The organism is Rhizobium sophorae (genome assembly GCF_013087515.1).
Lineage (GTDB): Bacteria > Pseudomonadota > Alphaproteobacteria > Rhizobiales > Rhizobiaceae > Rhizobium > Rhizobium sophorae.
Genome location: NZ_JABFCN010000048.1, coordinates 127,130 through 144,038 on the forward strand (window position 1 = coordinate 127,130; position 16,909 = coordinate 144,038).

Consider the following 16,909-nt stretch of genomic DNA (forward strand, 5'->3'; position numbering starts at 1 on the left):
CTTTCGCTGAGTTAGGCAAAGCTCTTGCGCTTGCGCGCGACGGCTTGCGCCTCCTCGACGGCCGGCAGGCTCTGGAGCACGCGCTTGGCGGGCAGGATGGCGATGACTTCGGTGCCCTCGCGCAGCTTCGATTTCAGCAGGAACTGTCCGTCATGCTTGGCAAGGATCGCCTGGACGATCGGCAGGCCGAGGCCGGTGCCCTGTTCGGCGCTCTTGATGGCGATCGAGCCCTGGCCGAAAGCCGACAGGACAACGGGAATCTCTTCTTCCGGAATGCCGGGGCCGTTGTCCTTGATTGAGATGTACTGTCCGCCGCCGGCCGTCCAGCCGACCTTGACGTGGATCTCGCCGCCCTGTGGCGTGAACTTGACGGCATTGGAGAGAAGGTTGAGCACCACCTGGCGCATCGACTTCTCGTCGGCCCAGATGGCCGGCAACTGCCGCTCGAACTGGTCCGAAATGGCAATGTTCTTGGCGCGGGCGCGCAGCTGGACCATGCCTATGCAATCTTCGGTGATATCGAGAAGCGAGATCGCCTCCTCGCTCAGCTCGTATTTGCCGGCCTCGATGCGGGAGAGGTCGAGGATCTCGTTGATGAGATCGAGCAGATGCTGGCCGGAGCGGTGGATATCGCCGGCATATTCCTTGTAGGTCGGATTGGCGAGCGGCCCCATGACTTCGGCCGTCATCACCTCGGAAAAGCCAAGGATGGCGTTGAGCGGGGTTCTGAGTTCGTGCGACATGGAGGCAAGGAAGCGCGATTTGGCGAGGTTTGCCTCTTCAGCGCGGCGGCGGGCCTCGTCCGACATCGACTTCGCCACTTCCAGCTCAGCGATCAGGTCGTCCTTCTCCGATTGGTAGGAAAGGATCCTGAGGTTCGACTTGAACAGCCGGTCGCTGATGTAATTGAAGAAGACGAGGGTGGTCGTGAAGAGCCCCGTCAGGCTGATTTCGAGGAGGTCGCGCGACAGGCCGCTCTTGGCGGCAAGCGCCAGGACCGCCGGCGAGAAGGCGGCGAGCACGGCGGGCGTCAGCATGAAGTTCGACATCGCCGTGACGGAGAGCGCGATCAGCAGCGTCGCGCCCTTATAGAGAATGAAGCTCGATGGCTCGCAAGTGTCGCAGCCCTGCAGCGCGAAGACGGCCCAGCAGCAGCCGAGCAGGAACTGGCCGAGAAGCAGCAGGCGGCGCCATTTGCGGGCGCCCTCGGAGGTGATCTCCTGCCGGCGCGCGCGCCTTGCAAGCAGGATATTGCCGGCGTGACAGGTGAGTGTGAGCAGCGCCCAGAAGAGCAATTGCGTATTCTGGGTGAAATAGACGCCAAGCGCGGTGATGATGACGACGAAGAGCGGCATGATCGTCGCGCCCTGCAGCACCGACGCCACATACATATTGAGCACGTCACGATCGAAGGAGGAATTGGACGCATGACCGGACTGAAGACGTTCGCGCGTCTGCCGCACGGCCTTCGAAACGGCCTTGTTGCGGTGGCTGCGCGACCTGTCGACGATGATCTTGTCGGTCGATGTGCTTACGCCGGTACTCATGTGCACGTTGAAACTTCATCCCAGGGTGGATAAGAGCTTAACCGGCAATTCTTAAGAAGATGTTTGCCATCTTTGCCAAGGATTTGTTTTTTAAGGAGGCAAAAGCGTGACACGGGGCCTGCGCCTGATTCGCGACGGCGTGACCGCTTTTGCCCTGCTGGCGCTCGTGGCGTTGATCGCCGCCAAGCTCAACGATGCAGCAAAAATCGAGCATACGGGCGCCTTCCATGCTGCCGACGGGGATAGTCTGGTATTGGGAGACGAACGTTTGCGCCTCGAAGGCATCGATGCGCCGGAGCTCAACCAGAGCTGCGAGAGGGCGGGCAAAACCTGGGCCTGCGGGCGCGCGGCGCGCGAGGCGCTGCAGGGCATGGTGCTGGCATCCGGAACGCTTTGCCAGGGCAGCCAGCGCGACCGCTACGAAAGGCTGCTCGTCGTCTGCCGGAGCGGGGTAGGCGGCGACATCAATGCCGCCATGGTGCGCCGGGGCATGGCGATTTCCTATGGCGATTATGGCAAGGAGGAGGCCGAGGCCAAGGCTCAGAAGGCGGGTCTCTGGGCCGGGACTTTCGAGCGGCCGCGCGATGTGCGCGATCATGCGCGCCAGACTTCCGTTTTCGACGGTGCCGTGCGCTTCATCGGGCAGATTGTCGGATGGGAGTAAAGCCATGAGCGACGAAGCCATGCTGGAGACGCTGCGGCAGGAGATCGGCTCCTGTCGCATCTGTCGAGACGCACCGGCGAAAGGCCTCGAATACCGGCTGCCGCACGAGCCGCGGCCGGTAGCGGTGATCTCATCGAGCGCGCGCATCCTGATTGCCGGGCAGGCGCCCGGGCTTCGGGTGCATGAGAGCGGCCTGCCGTTCGACGATGCATCGGGAGACCGGCTGCGATCATGGCTCGGCGTTGACAGGGCAAGCTTCTACGACCGAGACCGATTCGCCATCGTGCCGATGGGCTTCTGCTTTCCTGGCTACGACGACAAGGGCGCGGATCTGCCGCCGCGGCGCGAATGCGCGCCGTTTTGGCGGCAAAGAGTGATTTCGGCCATGCCGCAGATCGAACTGGTGCTGGTCATCGGCCAATATGCGCAGGCCTGGCATATGGCCCGCGAAAGGCGGGACAATATGACCGAGACGGTGCGGGCGTGGCGCGACAGTCTTCTGTCCGACCGATCGATGGCGGTGCTGCCGCTGCCGCACCCGAGCTGGCGCAACAGCGGCTGGCTGAAGCGCAATCCCTGGTTCGAGCAAGAATTGCTCCCGGTCTTGCAGGATCGGACGAAAATGCTGCTTTCCTGAAACAAAATTCTTTTCGTTGCGCGGAATCGAGTTATACAAAGAAAATAATTCGAAAGGACTGTTGTGCGCATGGATCGCCTCGACCGAAAAATACTGCGTCTTCTGCAAGAAGATTCGACGCTTGCCGTTGCCGATCTCGCCAAGAAAGTGGGGCTTTCGACGACGCCATGCTGGCGGCGCATTCAGAAAATGGAAGAAGACGGCGTCATCAAGCGCCGGGTCGCCATCCTCGATCCCGAGAAGGTCAACACCAAGGTCACCGTCTTCGTGTCGATTCGCACTGCCACCCATTCGATTGAGTGGTTGCGCCGCTTTTCCGAGGTGGTCGCCGAATTCCCCGAAGTGGTTGAATTCTACCGAATGAGCGGCGATGTCGATTATCTCCTGCGAGTTGTCGTGCCCGATATCGCTGCCTATGATGCTTTTTATAAGCGCATGATCGCCAAGATCGAGATTCGCGACGTTTCCTCCGCCTTTGCGATGGAGCAGATCAAGTATTCGACGCAACTGCCGCTCGACTACATGATTCTCGACAATGCCAAATCCAACGAGGATTGAGGTCCAGCGTGCGGCGATGACCGCGCGCAATCTTGCAAAATCCAACGAGGACTGGGACCAGGAGTCAGTCTGACCGGCGATATGCCCGTTGGAGGCGAGATGTGACACCCTGGCTGCGCGCGGGAATGTCGGTTCGGCAAAGACCGGGTTTTGGCATATCCGGCAGCGATTGCAAAAAAGCCGCAAAAATAGCGAAAAAACGCTCAAATCGACCCACAATCCTGGAAAGGTGTATGGCCTGGTAAGGATTCCAGGGTTGCGGTCGATGTAACCATTGGGCGAATGTCATAAATTTGTCTCATTGGTATCGAATTCAGAACACCATGTTCTAATCCGTCGCCTTGTTTGTGCTTGTTAGCCGGCGGTAGAATTTACGCGCTTCACCAGTATGTCTGACGGGGGTTGGACGGTGGAGAATTTAACAATGGGGGTATAGCGTTTGCGGCTTGCGATGGATTTCCGTCGCGGAGCCTTTTGGTGTCTTTCGTCTAACTATTTGAAATTGTTGTATAAAAATCACGTTGCCGGTGAAAGTGTCTCAAGGGGACCATCCGGCGAGTATCGTGAATTGCTTGATAGGGCCTCGTATGTGATGACGGTTTGGCGGTTCGATCGATCCGCACGCCGAGATGGCTGTTCAAACTGGGCTGGCTTCAAATCGACTACCCGATGTGAAGCCAGCCCCGATCGACAAAGGAATGGATTGGTAAATGAACATCAGAATGGTTTTGCTTGCATCAGCAGCAGCATTTGCTGCATCGACGCCGGTTCTTGCAGCTGACGCTATCGTTGCTGCCGAGCCGGAACCGGTTGAATATGTTCGCGTCTGCGACGCTTACGGCACCGGCTACTTCTATATCCCGGGCACCGAAACCTGCCTCAAGATCGAAGGTTACATCCGTTTCCAGGTCAACGTTGGCGACCAGCCAGGTGGTGACAACGATTCTGATTGGGATGCAGTGACTCGCGGTCAGGTTCAGTTCACGGCCAAGAGCGACACCGAGTATGGTCCGCTGACCGGCGTCATCGTCATGCAGTTCAATGCTGACAATGCCACCGATCAGGACGCCATCCTCGACTCCGCTTACCTCGACGTCGCGGGCTTCCGCGCCGGTCTGTTCTACAGCTGGTGGGACGATGGTCTCTCCGGTGAAACCGACGACATCGGCTCGGTCGTAACGCTGCACAACTCGATCCGTTATCAGTACGAAAGCGGCACCTTCTACGCTGGTCTCAGCGTCGACGAACTGGAAGATGGCGTTTACAAGGCTGGCGAAGAAGCCAACAACGTTGGCGTTGCCTTCGGCGTTGGCGGCACTGCCGGTGCGTTCAGCTACCAGATCACCGGTGGCTATGACGTCGACAACGAAGACGGTGCTATCCGTGCAATGGGTACGGTTGACATCGGTCCTGGTACGCTCGGCCTCGCCGGCGTATACTCCACCGGCCCGAACTCCTACTACTCTTCGGCTGAATGGGCTGTTGCTGCCGAATACGCTATCAAGGCAACCGACAAGCTCAAGATCACCCCGGCCGTCCAGTACTACGGCAACTACTTCGGCGGCGGCACGGTCGTTCCGGACGACTTCGACGGTCTCGGCGATGCCTGGAAGGTCGGTCTGACGGTTGATTACCAGATCGTCGACAATTTCTACGCCAAGGCTACCGTATCGTACCTTGATCCGGATGATGGCGACGACTCCACTTCGGGCTTCTTCCGCCTGCAGCGTTCGTTCTAATCCACTTGGTGGATGCTCCCGGTCTTCGGACCGGGGGCACTTCAATAAGTTTCTGATCCGAGTGACCTCCGATCAGCTACGGGGACGGGCCCGGTCTTCCCTGCCGGGCCGTCCTTGCAGCGTTTCTGGTGTACCGTCTTCAAGGCCGCCGATCACGATGGCCGTTGGTAAGCGGAACCGTTACGTTGCGTATCGCACGTCGGCTTCCTGCCAGCCTTGTTTCCCGAGGCATCCCGTTTTTCAACCTTTTGAACGAGCTGGATCGACCGATAGATTGTCGTGCGGGCGGCTGGTTGTCCGTTGTCCTATTCGGTGTCGGCTGGCTATGCCGCAACAAGTCGCGAAAAGAAAATCCAATGCCGACAATGTGATCACAGCTTTTTAGGAGAGAGGATACAACCTTGCTGGGGGCCGGCATTCATTCCTACTCTCGGACAGCTTGTTCTCATGGACGATCTCAACGACTACTATTATTTCGCCGCTGTCGTCTCCAGCGGCGGTTTCGCTTCTGCGAGTCGTGATCTCAAAATACCACGTTCGAAACTCAGCAGGCGGGTCAGCCGGCTTGAGGAAGGGCTTGGCGCGAGACTCATAGAACGCTCGACCCGTCACTTCCGGGTAACTGAAATCGGCCAGGCTTTCTACGAAAGATGCCAGACCATCCTGCAGGAGGCCGATCGTGCCAAATCGATCGTCAGCGAGGCTCAGTCCGACCCGCAAGGTGTGGTGCGGATGGGCTGCCCGCTGGGTCTCGTCGACATCTCGGTCGGGGGGATCCTGCCCGAATTCCTGGAACGTTATCCGAAGATCAAGCTGCAGATCATTGGCTCCGACCGGCGCGCCGATCTCATCAACGAACGGATCGACCTCGAGGTGAGGGCGACCAACGAGCCGGAGACGCAGACGAGCCTGACGATGCGCAAGCTCGACCGTATCAGGCGTATCCTGGTGGCAAGTCCGTCGCTCGTCGAGCGGACCGGCAACTTGAATTGCGTGGACGAACTCGCCGAGCTGCCGACCCTGGCAATGGCGTCATGGGTGTCGTTCCACACCTGGGAACTGGTCGGTCCGAATAATGTCAAGCAAGTGATTCGGCATCAGCCGCGGCTCACCTGCCGCAGCATGACCGCTATCCTTGACGCGGCCCGTGCAGGCCTCGGCTTCGGGCTTCTGCTCGAAAGTGCCTGCGAGGCCGATCTCCAGGCCGGCAAGCTGGTGCGGGTGCTGCCGGACTGGCAGTCCGAGGAGAGCCAGTTCTACATCGTCTTCACGACGGCCAAGGGCATGCCGCCGGCGGTGCGGGTCCTGATCGATTTCCTGGTCGAAAAATCCAAACAGCATTGATTTACTGCGCCGCGCGTCTTATTCGAGCCGGCATCCGCCTTATCTCAGCCGTGCCAATAGCTTTTCACCGGCCAGCTCCCTGACGGCGTCCTTGCCGATCCAGCGGGCGGTTTTATCAGGGCTTTCCGCCAGGGCCTTTGCGAGTGCCAGTGCCGGCGCATGGCAAGCGAGATTGCGCTTGCCGATGCTCCGCAGCGCCCAGTTGACCGCCTTGCGCACGAAGTTTCGCGGGTCGCCGGCATGGGCCTCGATCAGCGGCATCCAGGCGAGAAGAGTCGCGTCGCACTCCTTTTTCCGATGGACGGCGGCACCTGATATCATGGCGAAGGCGGTGCGCCTGATAAATTCACGGTCGTCGGCGGCGAAGTCCCAGATGAGCTCGTCCAGCCGGGCTTCAACGAAGAGATCGGCGGCGCAATCGACGATCTCCCAGGAGTTGAAATCAGTTGCCCAATTTCGGGCTTCTTCCATCGTCAACCGCTTCGGCTCGGCTGTGTAGAGGGCAAGCAGGCGGGCCTCGCGGATATCGCTTCGCCAGAGCTGCATTGCCCTGACATGATCCTTCTTCGCTAGTCTGGCGACCGCCTTGATATCGGGATTGGAGATACCGAGGGCGCGATCGGTGACGATGCCGAAGCGCGCCATGCCGGCAACATTCTCCTCCGAACGCAGCGTTTCGAGATGCGCGATCAATTCGCCTGCATCGGATGAGGGGCCGATCATTTTTCGAGGCGGGCGAGCAGCGAGGATGTGTCCCAGCGATTGCCGCCCATTGCCTGCACGTCGCCGTAGAACTGGTCGACGACGGCGGTGACCGGCAGCTTGGCGCCATTGCGGCGGGCTTCGGTGAGCACGATGCCGAGATCCTTGCGCATCCAGTCGACCGCGAAGCCGAAATCATATTTGCCTGCGTTCATGGTCTTGTGGCGGTTTTCCATCTGCCAGGAACCGGCTGCACCCTTGGAGATCACCTCGACGACCTTTTCAATATCGAGGCCGGCGCGCTTGCCGAAATGCAGCGCTTCGGCAAGTCCCTGAACGAGGCCGGCGATGCAGATCTGGTTGACCATCTTGGTCAGCTGGCCCGAGCCTGCCGGTCCCATCAGGCCAACCATGCGGGCATAGGCGTCGATGACAGGCCTGGTGCGTTCGAAGACGGCCTCGTCACCGCCGCACATGACGGTCAGGACGCCGTTTTCGGCGCCGGCCTGGCCGCCGGAGACGGGAGCATCGATGAAATCGACACCTTTTTCCTTTGCCGCGGCATAAAGTTCGCGGGCGACCTCAGCGCTGGCGGTGGTGTTGTCGATCAACACCGAACCCGGCTTCATGCCGTGCAGGGCGCCGTTCTCACCCGATGTCACCGAGCGGAGATCTTCGTCATTGCCGACGCAGACGAAGACGAAATCGGCGCCGGCCGCGGCCTCGGCCGGGGTGGGGGCAGATTTTCCGGAGAATTTCTCGGCCCAGGCGGCGGCCTTTTCGGCGGTACGGTTGTAGACGGTAACATCGTGGCCGCCCTTCGTCTTCAGATGGCCCGCCATGGGGAAACCCATGACGCCGAGACCGATGAACGCGACTTTAGCCATATGTCCAATCCTTTTCCTCAAGTGCAGGTCCGAGGATTAACCGAAACGGCGGGAGCAGAAAAGCCCGTGAAGGCGGACTTCCTTCCGATTGACGCATATGAGGCTGGCGGCCTTTCGGACGGGCCCTAGATTGGAGGGAAGGCATTATGTTCCGGGGGTGACATGAGCGAAATTCCGACGATCAAGCCGCGGCGCAAAGGCCGCAGCGGAATGCAGGCGATGCTCATTCCATCGCACGAGATGGTCGCAGAGCAGATACGATCGGCACCTGAAGGTATTCTCACCGACCGCGGCGTCCTCCGCCGCCGTCTTGCCGCTCAATATGGGGCGGATGCCTGTTGCCCGGTGACCGTGCAGCGGCATTTGCGTGCGATCGCCGAGCTGTCCTTCAGCGCGCTGGAGAAGGGCGAGCCGGTTTCGACGGTCACGCCCTATTGGCGCATGGTTGATCCCGCAAGCCTGCTTGCGAAGCGTCTTGCCGGCGGCCCAACCTTCATTCGCGATCGGCTGGCCGCCGAAGGTCGGGAGTGAGCCGGGATAGCAGACAGCATGAGGGACACGCGAAAAAATTTCGCTTGAGGGCGATTTTCGGGCCGCAAAATTTCAGCAAAGGCGTAATCTTGCAAAGAAAATTGTCGATATAAATTATAGATTTCATCATCATGGTATTCATCACTGACAGGGTCGACCAGGCGAAAACAGGCCGGCACCATCAAAAAGGGGAAAGTCATGATTTCACGTCGACAAACGCTCGGGCTTTTCGCAGCAGCCGCGGCCACGGCAATCCTGCCGGCTGTCAGGCCCGCACGCGCTGCCGCCAGCGAATTCCGTATCGGTTGGCAAAAGAACGGCGTGCTGGCGCTCGCCAAGCGTCGCAGCGCACTTGAAAAGCGGCTTGCCGATCGCGGCATTACCGTCAGTTGGTCGGAATTCACCTCCGGCCCGCCGCTTCTTGAAGCGCTGGGCGCCGGCGCCCTCGATTTCGGCGCGACCGGCGATGTGCCGCCGCTGTTTGCCCAGGCGGCCGGCGGGCAGCTCTATTATGTCGGTCTCTACAAGGGCAGCCCGGCAGCCTCGGCCATCGTAGTGCGCAAGGATTCGCCCATCAAGACGCTGGAAGACCTCAAGGGTAAGAAGGTCGCCTTCAAGCGCGGCTCCAGCGCCCACAACGTAACTGTTAAGGTTCTGCGTAAGGCGGGCCTGAAGCCCGAAGATGTCGAGCAGGTCGACCTTTCGCCGCCGGATGCCGCCGCCGCCTTCAAGAACGGCAGCATCGACGCCTGGTCGATCTGGGATCCTTATCTGGCGATTGCCGAAGCCGATCCGGAGACGCATATCCTGACGACCGCCGAAGGCATTGTCGACTCCTATAGTTTCTTCCTCGCCAACCGTGATTTCACCGAAGCGAACGGGCAGGTGATCGTCGACGTGATCGATGAGCTTGCCAAGGTCGGCAAGTCGGCACAAAGCAATCTCGACGCGACGGTGAAGGAGCTTTCCGAAATCACCGGTGTGCCGGCTGAGGTGACGCGCGTGACATTGACGCGCAAGGGCGCCGATCTCGGCAGCGTCTCGACCATCAGCGATGCCGCTGCCGCCTATCAGCAGTCGCTCGCCGACGAGTTCTACGGGCTCGGCATCCTCCCGAAGAAGCTTACGACAGGCGATATCGTCTGGCGTCCCAAGGCGAGCTGATTTTTCGCCCGGGGCCAAGTTTTTCGCGGGGCGGCATGGAGATGGTCTCCATGTCGCCAATCCGGAAAAATATTCTCCAAAATGGACTACAAAAGCAAATTGATATTATCGATCTAATTAGTGGGCTATGTCACTATTCTCGCGATCCGTGGGTGGATGCCGGGAAGGTATCCAGCCGATCGACAGGAATATTTCAGATGCAGCCACCCGGCCTTCTCACGACCTCCGCCGCCACCGCGATCCTCCCAAGCATCCGCGCGGCGGCGCTGCGCAGGCAGACGGTTTGCGTATGTTGTCGCTGGCCAGGGAGCCATCTCGACCACGTGAGTTGATTTTCGAATTCGCAGCAAAGGACTGTCTTCCATGACCGCCACCTCAAATCCCATCAATTTCCTCTGGTTCATCCCGACCTCGGGTGACGGCACCTATCTCGGCTCCTCCGAGCTCAACCGCGCGCCCGAGATCGGCTATCTCACGCAGATCGCTCAGGCCGTCGACCGGCTCGGCTATTCCGGCGTGCTGCTGCCGACCGGGGTTGCCTGCGAGGAATCCTTCGTGACGGCGGCAGCCCTCGCCGCCAAGACCGAGAAGCTGCAGTTCCTGGTGGCGATCCGCCCCGGCACGGCGTCGCCTGCTTATTACGCGCGTCTCGCGACGACGCTCGACCGCATCTCCAACGGCCGCTTGCTGCTCAACATCGTCGTCGGCGGCAGCCCGGCGGAGCTTGCCGGCGACGGCATCCATCTCGAGCATGACGAGCGCTACGCCCATGCCGAGGAGTTCTTCACCGTCTTCGAGGAGCTGCTGGAAAAGGGAACGGCAAGCTTCGACGGCAAATACATCAAGGCGACCAATGCGCGCCTCGGCTTCCCCTCGGTGCAGAACCCGCGTCCGCCGCTTTATTTCGGCGGGTCGTCGGATGCGGGTATCGATTTCTCCGTCGGCCGTGTCGACAAGTACCTGACCTGGGGCGAGCCGCCGGCACAGGTGGCCGAAAAGGTCGCCAAGGTGCGCAAGGCTGCCGGCGAGCGCGGCCGCGAGGTGAGCTTCGGCATTCGCCTGCACTTCATCGTCCGCGAAACCGACGAGGAGGCATGGGAGGCTGCTGAGCGACTGATCCGCCATCTCGACGACGATACGATCCGCGAGGCGCAGGAGCGCTTCGTCCACGAGTCCGACTCGGTCGGCCAGAAGCGCATGGCCGCCCTTCACGGCGGCCGGCGCGACAAGCTCGAAGTCTCGCCGAACCTCTGGGCCGGCGTCGGCCTGGTGCGCGCCGGCGCGGGCACGGCGCTTGTGGGGTCACCGAAGACGGTTGCCGCGCGCCTTCGCGAATATCAGGAGATCGGCATCGATACGGTGATCGGTTCCGGCTATCCGCATCTCGAAGAAGCCTATCGCGTCGCCGAGCTGCTTTTCCCCGAACTCGGCATCACCCGCGAACAGCAGCGCCTGGGCTTCAACAACGAGTTCGGCCGCAAACAGGTCTTCGCTGGCGGCAGCCATGGCGGCAATCTGAAAGTCGTCTCCGGCTCCTGAGCTCGAACAGAGCGTGACATCCTGCTTTCGATAAGCGCGAGGACAAAGCATGTCGACTTTCGATACTCCGTTCGTACGATTGGTCGCTTCCGAAAAGGCCGGGAAGGCGGGTCTGCGCCTGCCGCTGCCCGGCCTGGAGAAGCTGACGCCCTACCTGGTGCCGGTGGCGATCGTGGCGTTCTGGCAGCTTGCCTCCTCTGTCGGCTGGATCTCATCGCGCATCATGCCGTCGCCGGCCGATGTCGGCCTCGCCTTCTGGTCGACGATGGTTTCCGGCCAGTTGCCGAATGACGTGCTGGTGAGCGCCGGCCGCGCCTTTGCGGGCCTTCTCGTCGGCGGCTCGATCGGTTTCATGCTCGGCATTGCCAATGGCGTATCGCGCATTTCCGAGCAGCTGACCGATACGACGCTGCAGATGCTGCGCACCATTCCGCATCTGGCGATGATCCCGCTCGTCATCCTGTGGTTCGGGATCGGCGAGGAATCGAAGCTGTTTCTGACTTCGCTCGGCGTGCTCTTCCCGGTTTATCTCAACACCTATCATGGAGTGCGCAATGTCGATCGCGATCTGATCGAGATGGGCAAGGTGTATGGCATGGGCAACTGGACGCTGTTCCGCAAGGTAATCTTTCCAGGTGCGCTGCCGTCGATCTTCGTCGGCCTCAGATATGCGCTCGGCATCATGTGGCTGACGCTGATCGTATCGGAATCGATCGCCGCATCCTCGGGCATCGGCCACATGGCCAACAATGCCCGCGAGTTCATGATGACTGATGTCGTCGTGCTCGCCCTCGTCATTTATGCCGTGCTCGGCAAGCTTGCCGATGTCATCGCCCGGGTTCTGGAGAGGCGGCTGCTTGCCTGGAACCCGGTCTATCAGAAATAGGAGAGACGCCATGACATCGATCGCACATGAGCGTTTTCACGCCGTCGCCGAAGAGCCAGCTTATGCGCGCGAAAACGCGCCGGCAGTGGGCCGTAGTGCGCCAGCGGCGATCAGCCTGACGGGGCTTGAAAAGAGTTTTGGGGCCAATCGCGTGCTACGCGGCATCAACCTGCATATTCCGGCCGGCCAGTTTGTTGCCGTGATCGGCAAGAGCGGCTGCGGGAAGAGCACGCTGCTGCGCATCCTGATGGGCCTCGACGAGCCGAGTGCCGGCGAGCTGGATTTCGAAGATGCCGACGGCGCGCAGGCGAGCCCGAACACGCGCATCGTCTTTCAAGAGCCGCGGCTGCTGCCCTGGCTCAGTGTCGCAGATAATGTCGTCGTCGGGCTCGGCGATGGCATCGACAGTCGGGCGGCGGCAAAGGCGGCCGATGCCGTGCTTGCCGAAGTCCAGCTTGGCGAAAAGACCAGGGAATGGCCGGCGCGGCTTTCCGGCGGGCAGCGGCAGCGCGTGGCGTTGGCGCGGGCGCTGGTCAGCCGGCCCGGCGTGCTGGCGCTCGACGAACCGCTCGGCGCACTCGATGCGCTGACGCGGATCAGCATGCAGGAACTCATCAACCGTGTCTGGCGCGAACTCGGCTTCACCGCCGTGCTCGTCACCCATGATGTCAGCGAGGCGGTGCATCTCGCCGACCGGGTCATTGTGCTCGACGAGGGGCGGATCGCACTCGATCTTCCGATTCCCTATCCGCATCCGCGCCGGCACGGCAACCCCGACCTTGCCGAGCTCGAAGGCCGGCTGCTCGCCGCGATCCTCGGCACCGACGGCGATCATTGATCCCAGCGCTGTTCGCAAAGCTGCATGATCTCGGCATAGTCGAGGCGTGTCGATGCGAGCATGCAATACCGATAGCGAATATGTATAGGCGTCTGGGTATGAGATCACTCGTCTCTGCCGCGGCATGTTGCGGGATGTGCACTCGGCACCAACAACTCCCTCAAGCCGTTTCACGTCCAGCTTGACTCACTCATACCTCTATGGCTATACGTTAACTCATAGCTATCGGGGTATGGATCATAGATGTCGAACGCTCAGGACATGCTCTTCAGAACGCTCGCCGATCCGACCCGGAGGGCGCTTTTCGAGCGGCTGTGCCGTGAAGGAGAGAAGACGGTCGGAGCTCTGACGGCGCGGGCAGGGGTCTCGCAACCGGTCGTTTCAAAACATCTCGGAATCCTGAAGCAGGCCGGATTGGTGCGCGACCGCCACGAAGGTCGCCAGACGCATTATAGCGCGCGGCTCGGTGCGCTGGCGCCGCTGGTCGACTGGACAAGCGAGATGGCGGGCTTCTGGCAAAGCCGTTTCGATGCTCTCGAAGACTTGCTGAAGAGGATGGATCAATGACCGATATATCGACCGAAACACGTTCCGTCGTGATCGAACGGGAGATGCCTTTTCCCACGGACAAGATCTGGCGGGCGCTCACCCAGCCGCACCTGATCCAGGAGTGGCTGATGAAGAGCGACTTCAAACCGGTCGTCGACCATCGTTTCAACTTCAATGCCGATTGGGGCTCGGTCGACTGCCGGGTTCTGGAGGTCGAGCCGAACAAGACGCTCGCCTATAGCTGGGGCGCCTATGGCCTCGAAACCGTCGTCACCTGGACGCTCACGCCGACGGGCACGGGCACGCATCTGCGCATGGAGCAGTCGGGTTTCCGGCCGGATCAGCGGCAGGCCTATGGGGGCGCCAGGAGCGGGTGGCCGCAGTTCTTCAAAAAGCTGGAGCAAGTTCTCGCGCGGACAGAATGAGGGGCGCCCGCCCAGCAAGCAGCCCATCGTCCAGGCTTATTTTCGAGGAGGAGGAGGTTGCAATTGAACTGGAACAACGGGTTTCGGCAGATCCACCGATGGCTGTCCATTGCCTTTACGGTGGCGGTCATCGCCAATATCATCGCCGTGGTGCAGGAAAAATCGTTCGTCTGGGTAGGCCTCTTGGCGCTGTTGCCGCTCACCTTGCTCCTGCTTACCGGTCTCTACTTGTTCGTCCTGCCATATGCCACCAAGTGGCGCGGCTCGGGACGCAACGGCGGATAGGAGTGAAGGCGATGGCCGACAAGACGTCCAAGACCGAAGCGAAGGTCACCAAGAAGGCAGCCGCCAAGCCGGCCACCGGGGAGCCGACCCTTCTCTCGGGCGGCAACCCACAGATCGCCAAGGGTTATGGCGACGCTCCGGTGCAAGCCTATATCGCCGCCATGCCGGGCTGGAAAAGCGACGTCGGGCACCGCCTCGATGCGCTGATTACGCGCATGGTGCCCGGCGTATTTAAGGCCGTGAAATGGAACTCGCCCCTCTACGGCATCGAAGGGCAGGGCTGGTTCCTCGGTGTTCATTGCTTCGCGAAATACGTCAAGGTGGCTTTCTTCCGCGGCACGTCGCTGCATCCTCTGCCGCCCGGCCAATCCAAGCAGAAGGAAGTACGCTACCTCGACATCCGCGAGAACGACCAAATCGACGAAGCCCAGCTCGCCGCCTGGGTGGAGCAGGCCAGCCAATTGCCCGGCGCGCGGATGTGAGCGAGCGCCAAGTCATCGGCACCCAAGCGAACAATAACAACCAGGAAGGCGACAGCAGCCATGAAGAAGAGCGATTCCGGAGAAGGAAACGAGGGCGCTTCTCCCTCTCAGCTGATCGATGCGAGGATAGAGGAACTGCACGATTGGCGGGGCGAGATGCTCGCCCGCGTCCGAATGCTCATCCGGCAGGCTGAGCCCGAGGTGGTTGAGGAATGGAAGTGGAGAGGCGTTCCGGTGTGGGAGCGCGCTGGCATCATCTGCACCGGCGAGACCTATAAGAGCGTGGTGAAGCTGACCTTCGCAAAGGGCGCCTCTCTGGAGGATCCTTCGGGCCTCTTCAACTCCAGCCTTGACGGCAATGTCAGACGCGCCATCGATTTCCATGAGGGCGATGAGGTCGACGAGGATGCCTTGAAGACGCTCGTTCGCGCCGCCGTCGCACTCAATATGTCAACGCGCACGGCCGCTCGCCCCGCCGGCTCGCGGAAGAAACCAAGCAACGCGTGACGCCTGGCAAGATCGCCTGAAACGCGCCGAACATGCGATTAGTGGATCGGGCTTTCCTCGCGTTCGAGGAAGAGTTCCAGATTGTCGAGGCCAATCTCGGTGCCCTGGAGGCGGGCGCCGTTATCGGCGTAGCCGTCGAGGAAGACCACCTGTTCGGTGAAGACCATTTTCGTGCCGCCGGGTGCGGCTTCGAAAGCAACGGTGGCGAGCGACGCGGAGATGCGGCTTTCCCCAAGCTTCATCTCATAGGCATAGATGATGCGGGCATCGGGCACGATATCGATGTAATGGGCGTCGTAGGCGTGCAGGAGGCCGTCGGTATCGGCGACGTGGTTCCTCTCCGTACCGCCCGGGCGGAAATCGAGCCCGTAGTCCAGCGGCACCCACTCGCCGTGGCAGGCGAACCATTGACGTTTGGCCTCCGGCGTCGACCAGGCGCGGAAGGCCCGGGCGATCGGCACCTTCAGGAGGCGCTCGATGATGAAGGTAGCGTGTTCGGCGGATCGTGTCGTCATTCGGGAAGGGTCTCCTTTTCCTCAGCGAGATATTGATCCAGCCTGTCGAAGGCGGCGCTCCAGCGGGTCTTTCGCTGTTCTACCCAGCGCTCGACGGCGGCAAGCGCGTCCTGCTGCAGGCGGTAGGTTCGCACCCGGCCGGATTTTTCGGAGAGTACGAGGCCGCTCTCCTCCAGAACCTGCAGATGTTTCATCACCGTCGGCAGGGCAACCGCAAGCGGTGCGGCCAGTTCGGTGACGGAGGCCGGGCCACGACCGAGGCGATCGATCATACCGCGGCGGCTGCGATCGGAAAGCGCGTGGAACATACGGTCGAGATTCGCCTGGCTTTCGATCATCCTGCCGCATCCCGGAAGCGGGCTGGCAGCCTCTCTTTGTAGGGGTAGAACTTGAAGTAGGGGCGGGCCTCTTCCAGCGCCCTTGCAAAGGACGGGCGCGCCAGCAGCCGATCGTAATAGGCGCGAAGGTTCGGCTGTTCCGGAGTGAAGGGGATCAGCGTCTCGGCATAGAAGAGCGCGGGGGCGGCGGCGCAATCGGCCATGGTTAAGCGGTCGCCTGATATCCATTGCTTGTCGGCGAGCTGCTTTTCGATCATCGAGTAGGCGGTGGCAAGCGTCGCCTTGGCGGCCGTCACCTCGATTTCATCGGCCGTGCCCTCAGGACGCCGGTGATTGCTGACCAGCGTCTGCATCGGCGCCTGGACATAGTGATCGAAGAAGCGATCCCAAAGGCGGACTTGCAGCGCGCGGTCGATCTCAAGCGGCAGCAGGCGAACGGGGCCGGGATAATATTGCTCGAGATATTCGATGATGATCGATGTCTCGGGAATGGTGCTGTCGCGTGCTTCGTCCCGCAGCAGCGGCATCTTACCGATCGGCCAGAAGCGGAAGAGATCGGCGCGCGAGCTTTCGTCGGAAAGATCGACGATGCGATTTTCGAAAGGGGTGCCGTTTTCATAAAGCGCGATCAGCACTTTGTGGCAGAAAGAGGCGAGCGGATGCCCATAGAGCACAAGCGACATGCGGCGACCTTTCCTATCGTTGCGGTAAACTTTACCAATCGACTAAGTATCAGGTCGAAAGGGAGTGCGCAACAGATACTTTGCCAATC

General features: G+C 60.8%; 21 protein-coding genes. 15 read left to right on the top strand and 6 right to left on the bottom strand.

Translation table 11 applies throughout. The annotated features are described in order from the left end of the window. Nucleotides 1-11 precede the first annotated feature (11 nt). Nucleotides 12-1,547 (bottom strand): sensor histidine kinase, encoded by a 1,536-nt coding sequence (locus tag G9X64_RS26365; protein WP_168310942.1) that lies wholly within the window; start codon nucleotides 1,545-1,547, stop codon nucleotides 12-14. Nucleotides 1,548-1,653: 106 nt separating this feature from the next. On the opposite strand from G9X64_RS26365, the gene G9X64_RS26370 reads away from it, so the two are divergent. The 5 genes from G9X64_RS26370 to G9X64_RS26390 all read left to right on the top strand — a co-directional run bounded on the left by G9X64_RS26370 (nucleotide 1,654) and on the right by G9X64_RS26390 (nucleotide 6,489). Continuing rightward, nucleotides 1,654-2,211: a thermonuclease family protein gene (locus tag G9X64_RS26370; protein WP_168310895.1), complete on the top strand. Its 558-nt coding sequence runs from the start codon at nucleotides 1,654-1,656 to the stop codon at nucleotides 2,209-2,211. A gap of 4 nt (nucleotides 2,212-2,215) precedes the next feature. Beyond that, nucleotides 2,216-2,848, top strand: a complete 633-nt coding sequence (locus tag G9X64_RS26375) for a uracil-DNA glycosylase family protein (RefSeq protein WP_171377656.1) — start codon at nucleotides 2,216-2,218, stop codon at nucleotides 2,846-2,848. Between the two features lie 69 nt (nucleotides 2,849-2,917). After that, the gene (locus G9X64_RS26380; protein ID WP_003540387.1) at nucleotides 2,918-3,406 is read left to right on the top strand and encodes an Lrp/AsnC family transcriptional regulator; all 489 of its coding nucleotides are present in this window, start codon (nucleotides 2,918-2,920) and stop codon (nucleotides 3,404-3,406) included. A 710-nt stretch (nucleotides 3,407-4,116) separates the two neighbouring features. Then, entirely contained in the window at nucleotides 4,117-5,145 is a 1,029-nt protein-coding gene (locus G9X64_RS26385) for a porin (protein ID WP_168310893.1), read from the top strand. 447 nt (nucleotides 5,146-5,592) lie between these two features. Beyond that, nucleotides 5,593-6,489, top strand: a complete 897-nt coding sequence (locus tag G9X64_RS26390; protein WP_168313742.1) for a LysR substrate-binding domain-containing protein — start codon at nucleotides 5,593-5,595, stop codon at nucleotides 6,487-6,489. A 39-nt stretch (nucleotides 6,490-6,528) separates the two neighbouring features. Here G9X64_RS26390 and G9X64_RS26395 read toward each other — a convergent pair whose 3' ends face one another. Together G9X64_RS26395 and G9X64_RS26400 are read right to left on the bottom strand one after the other, a co-directional pair. Then, nucleotides 6,529-7,212: a DNA alkylation repair protein gene (locus G9X64_RS26395; protein WP_168313741.1), complete on the bottom strand. Its 684-nt coding sequence runs from the start codon at nucleotides 7,210-7,212 to the stop codon at nucleotides 6,529-6,531. Continuing rightward, nucleotides 7,209-8,078: an NAD(P)-dependent oxidoreductase gene (locus G9X64_RS26400; protein WP_168313740.1), complete on the bottom strand. Its 870-nt coding sequence runs from the start codon at nucleotides 8,076-8,078 to the stop codon at nucleotides 7,209-7,211. The genes G9X64_RS26395 and G9X64_RS26400 overlap by 4 nt, the downstream gene beginning before the upstream one ends. 162 nt (nucleotides 8,079-8,240) lie before the next feature. On the opposite strand from G9X64_RS26400, the gene G9X64_RS26405 reads away from it, so the two are divergent. The 10 genes from G9X64_RS26405 to G9X64_RS26450 all read left to right on the top strand — a co-directional run bounded on the left by G9X64_RS26405 (nucleotide 8,241) and on the right by G9X64_RS26450 (nucleotide 15,284). After that, nucleotides 8,241-8,609: a hypothetical protein gene (locus G9X64_RS26405; RefSeq protein WP_171377657.1), complete on the top strand. Its 369-nt coding sequence runs from the start codon at nucleotides 8,241-8,243 to the stop codon at nucleotides 8,607-8,609. A gap of 198 nt (nucleotides 8,610-8,807) precedes the next feature. Then, complete coding sequence (locus tag G9X64_RS26410) at nucleotides 8,808-9,773, top strand: aliphatic sulfonate ABC transporter substrate-binding protein (protein ID WP_171377658.1); 966 nt, start codon at nucleotides 8,808-8,810, stop codon at nucleotides 9,771-9,773. A 363-nt stretch (nucleotides 9,774-10,136) separates the two neighbouring features. Next, entirely contained in the window at nucleotides 10,137-11,312 is a 1,176-nt protein-coding gene (ssuD, locus tag G9X64_RS26415; protein ID WP_171377659.1) for an FMNH2-dependent alkanesulfonate monooxygenase, read from the top strand. A gap of 49 nt (nucleotides 11,313-11,361) precedes the next feature. After that, nucleotides 11,362-12,198, top strand: coding sequence for an aliphatic sulfonate ABC transporter permease SsuC (gene ssuC, locus G9X64_RS26420; RefSeq protein WP_171377660.1), 837 nt, complete (start codon nucleotides 11,362-11,364; stop codon nucleotides 12,196-12,198). 10 nt (nucleotides 12,199-12,208) lie between these two features. Further along, nucleotides 12,209-13,036, top strand: coding sequence for an ATP-binding cassette domain-containing protein (locus G9X64_RS26425; protein WP_171377661.1), 828 nt, complete (start codon nucleotides 12,209-12,211; stop codon nucleotides 13,034-13,036). Between the two features lie 243 nt (nucleotides 13,037-13,279). Continuing rightward, nucleotides 13,280-13,603, top strand: coding sequence for an ArsR/SmtB family transcription factor (locus G9X64_RS26430; RefSeq protein ID WP_171377662.1), 324 nt, complete (start codon nucleotides 13,280-13,282; stop codon nucleotides 13,601-13,603). Beyond that, entirely contained in the window at nucleotides 13,600-14,010 is a 411-nt protein-coding gene (locus G9X64_RS26435; protein ID WP_168313736.1) for an SRPBCC family protein, read from the top strand. Before G9X64_RS26430 ends, G9X64_RS26435 begins: the two co-directional genes overlap by 4 nt. Before the next feature lie 63 nt (nucleotides 14,011-14,073). Beyond that, the gene (locus G9X64_RS26440) at nucleotides 14,074-14,295 is read left to right on the top strand and encodes a hypothetical protein (protein ID WP_171377663.1); all 222 of its coding nucleotides are present in this window, start codon (nucleotides 14,074-14,076) and stop codon (nucleotides 14,293-14,295) included. Between the two features lie 11 nt (nucleotides 14,296-14,306). Next, a complete protein-coding gene (locus G9X64_RS26445) occupies nucleotides 14,307-14,777 on the top strand; it encodes a DUF1801 domain-containing protein (RefSeq protein WP_171377664.1) in 471 nt (156 codons plus the stop codon). 60 nt (nucleotides 14,778-14,837) lie between these two features. Beyond that, nucleotides 14,838-15,284, top strand: coding sequence for a DUF1801 domain-containing protein (locus tag G9X64_RS26450; RefSeq protein WP_168310880.1), 447 nt, complete (start codon nucleotides 14,838-14,840; stop codon nucleotides 15,282-15,284). Between the two features lie 38 nt (nucleotides 15,285-15,322). On the opposite strand, the gene G9X64_RS26455 is transcribed toward G9X64_RS26450, so the two are convergent. From G9X64_RS26455 to G9X64_RS26465, 3 genes are read right to left on the bottom strand one after another with little or no spacing between them, the layout of a single operon-like run. Then, nucleotides 15,323-15,799 carry an SRPBCC family protein gene (locus G9X64_RS26455; protein WP_171377665.1) on the bottom strand — a complete coding sequence of 159 codons (477 nt, stop codon included), beginning with the start codon at nucleotides 15,797-15,799 and terminating at the stop codon, nucleotides 15,323-15,325. Further along, the gene (locus G9X64_RS26460; protein WP_168313732.1) at nucleotides 15,796-16,137 is read right to left on the bottom strand and encodes an ArsR/SmtB family transcription factor; all 342 of its coding nucleotides are present in this window, start codon (nucleotides 16,135-16,137) and stop codon (nucleotides 15,796-15,798) included. The genes G9X64_RS26455 and G9X64_RS26460 overlap by 4 nt, the downstream gene beginning before the upstream one ends. Next, nucleotides 16,134-16,820 (bottom strand): glutathione S-transferase family protein, encoded by a 687-nt coding sequence (locus G9X64_RS26465; protein ID WP_171377666.1) that lies wholly within the window; start codon nucleotides 16,818-16,820, stop codon nucleotides 16,134-16,136. Before G9X64_RS26465 ends, G9X64_RS26460 begins: the two co-directional genes overlap by 4 nt. Between the last annotated feature and the right edge of the window lie 89 nt (nucleotides 16,821-16,909).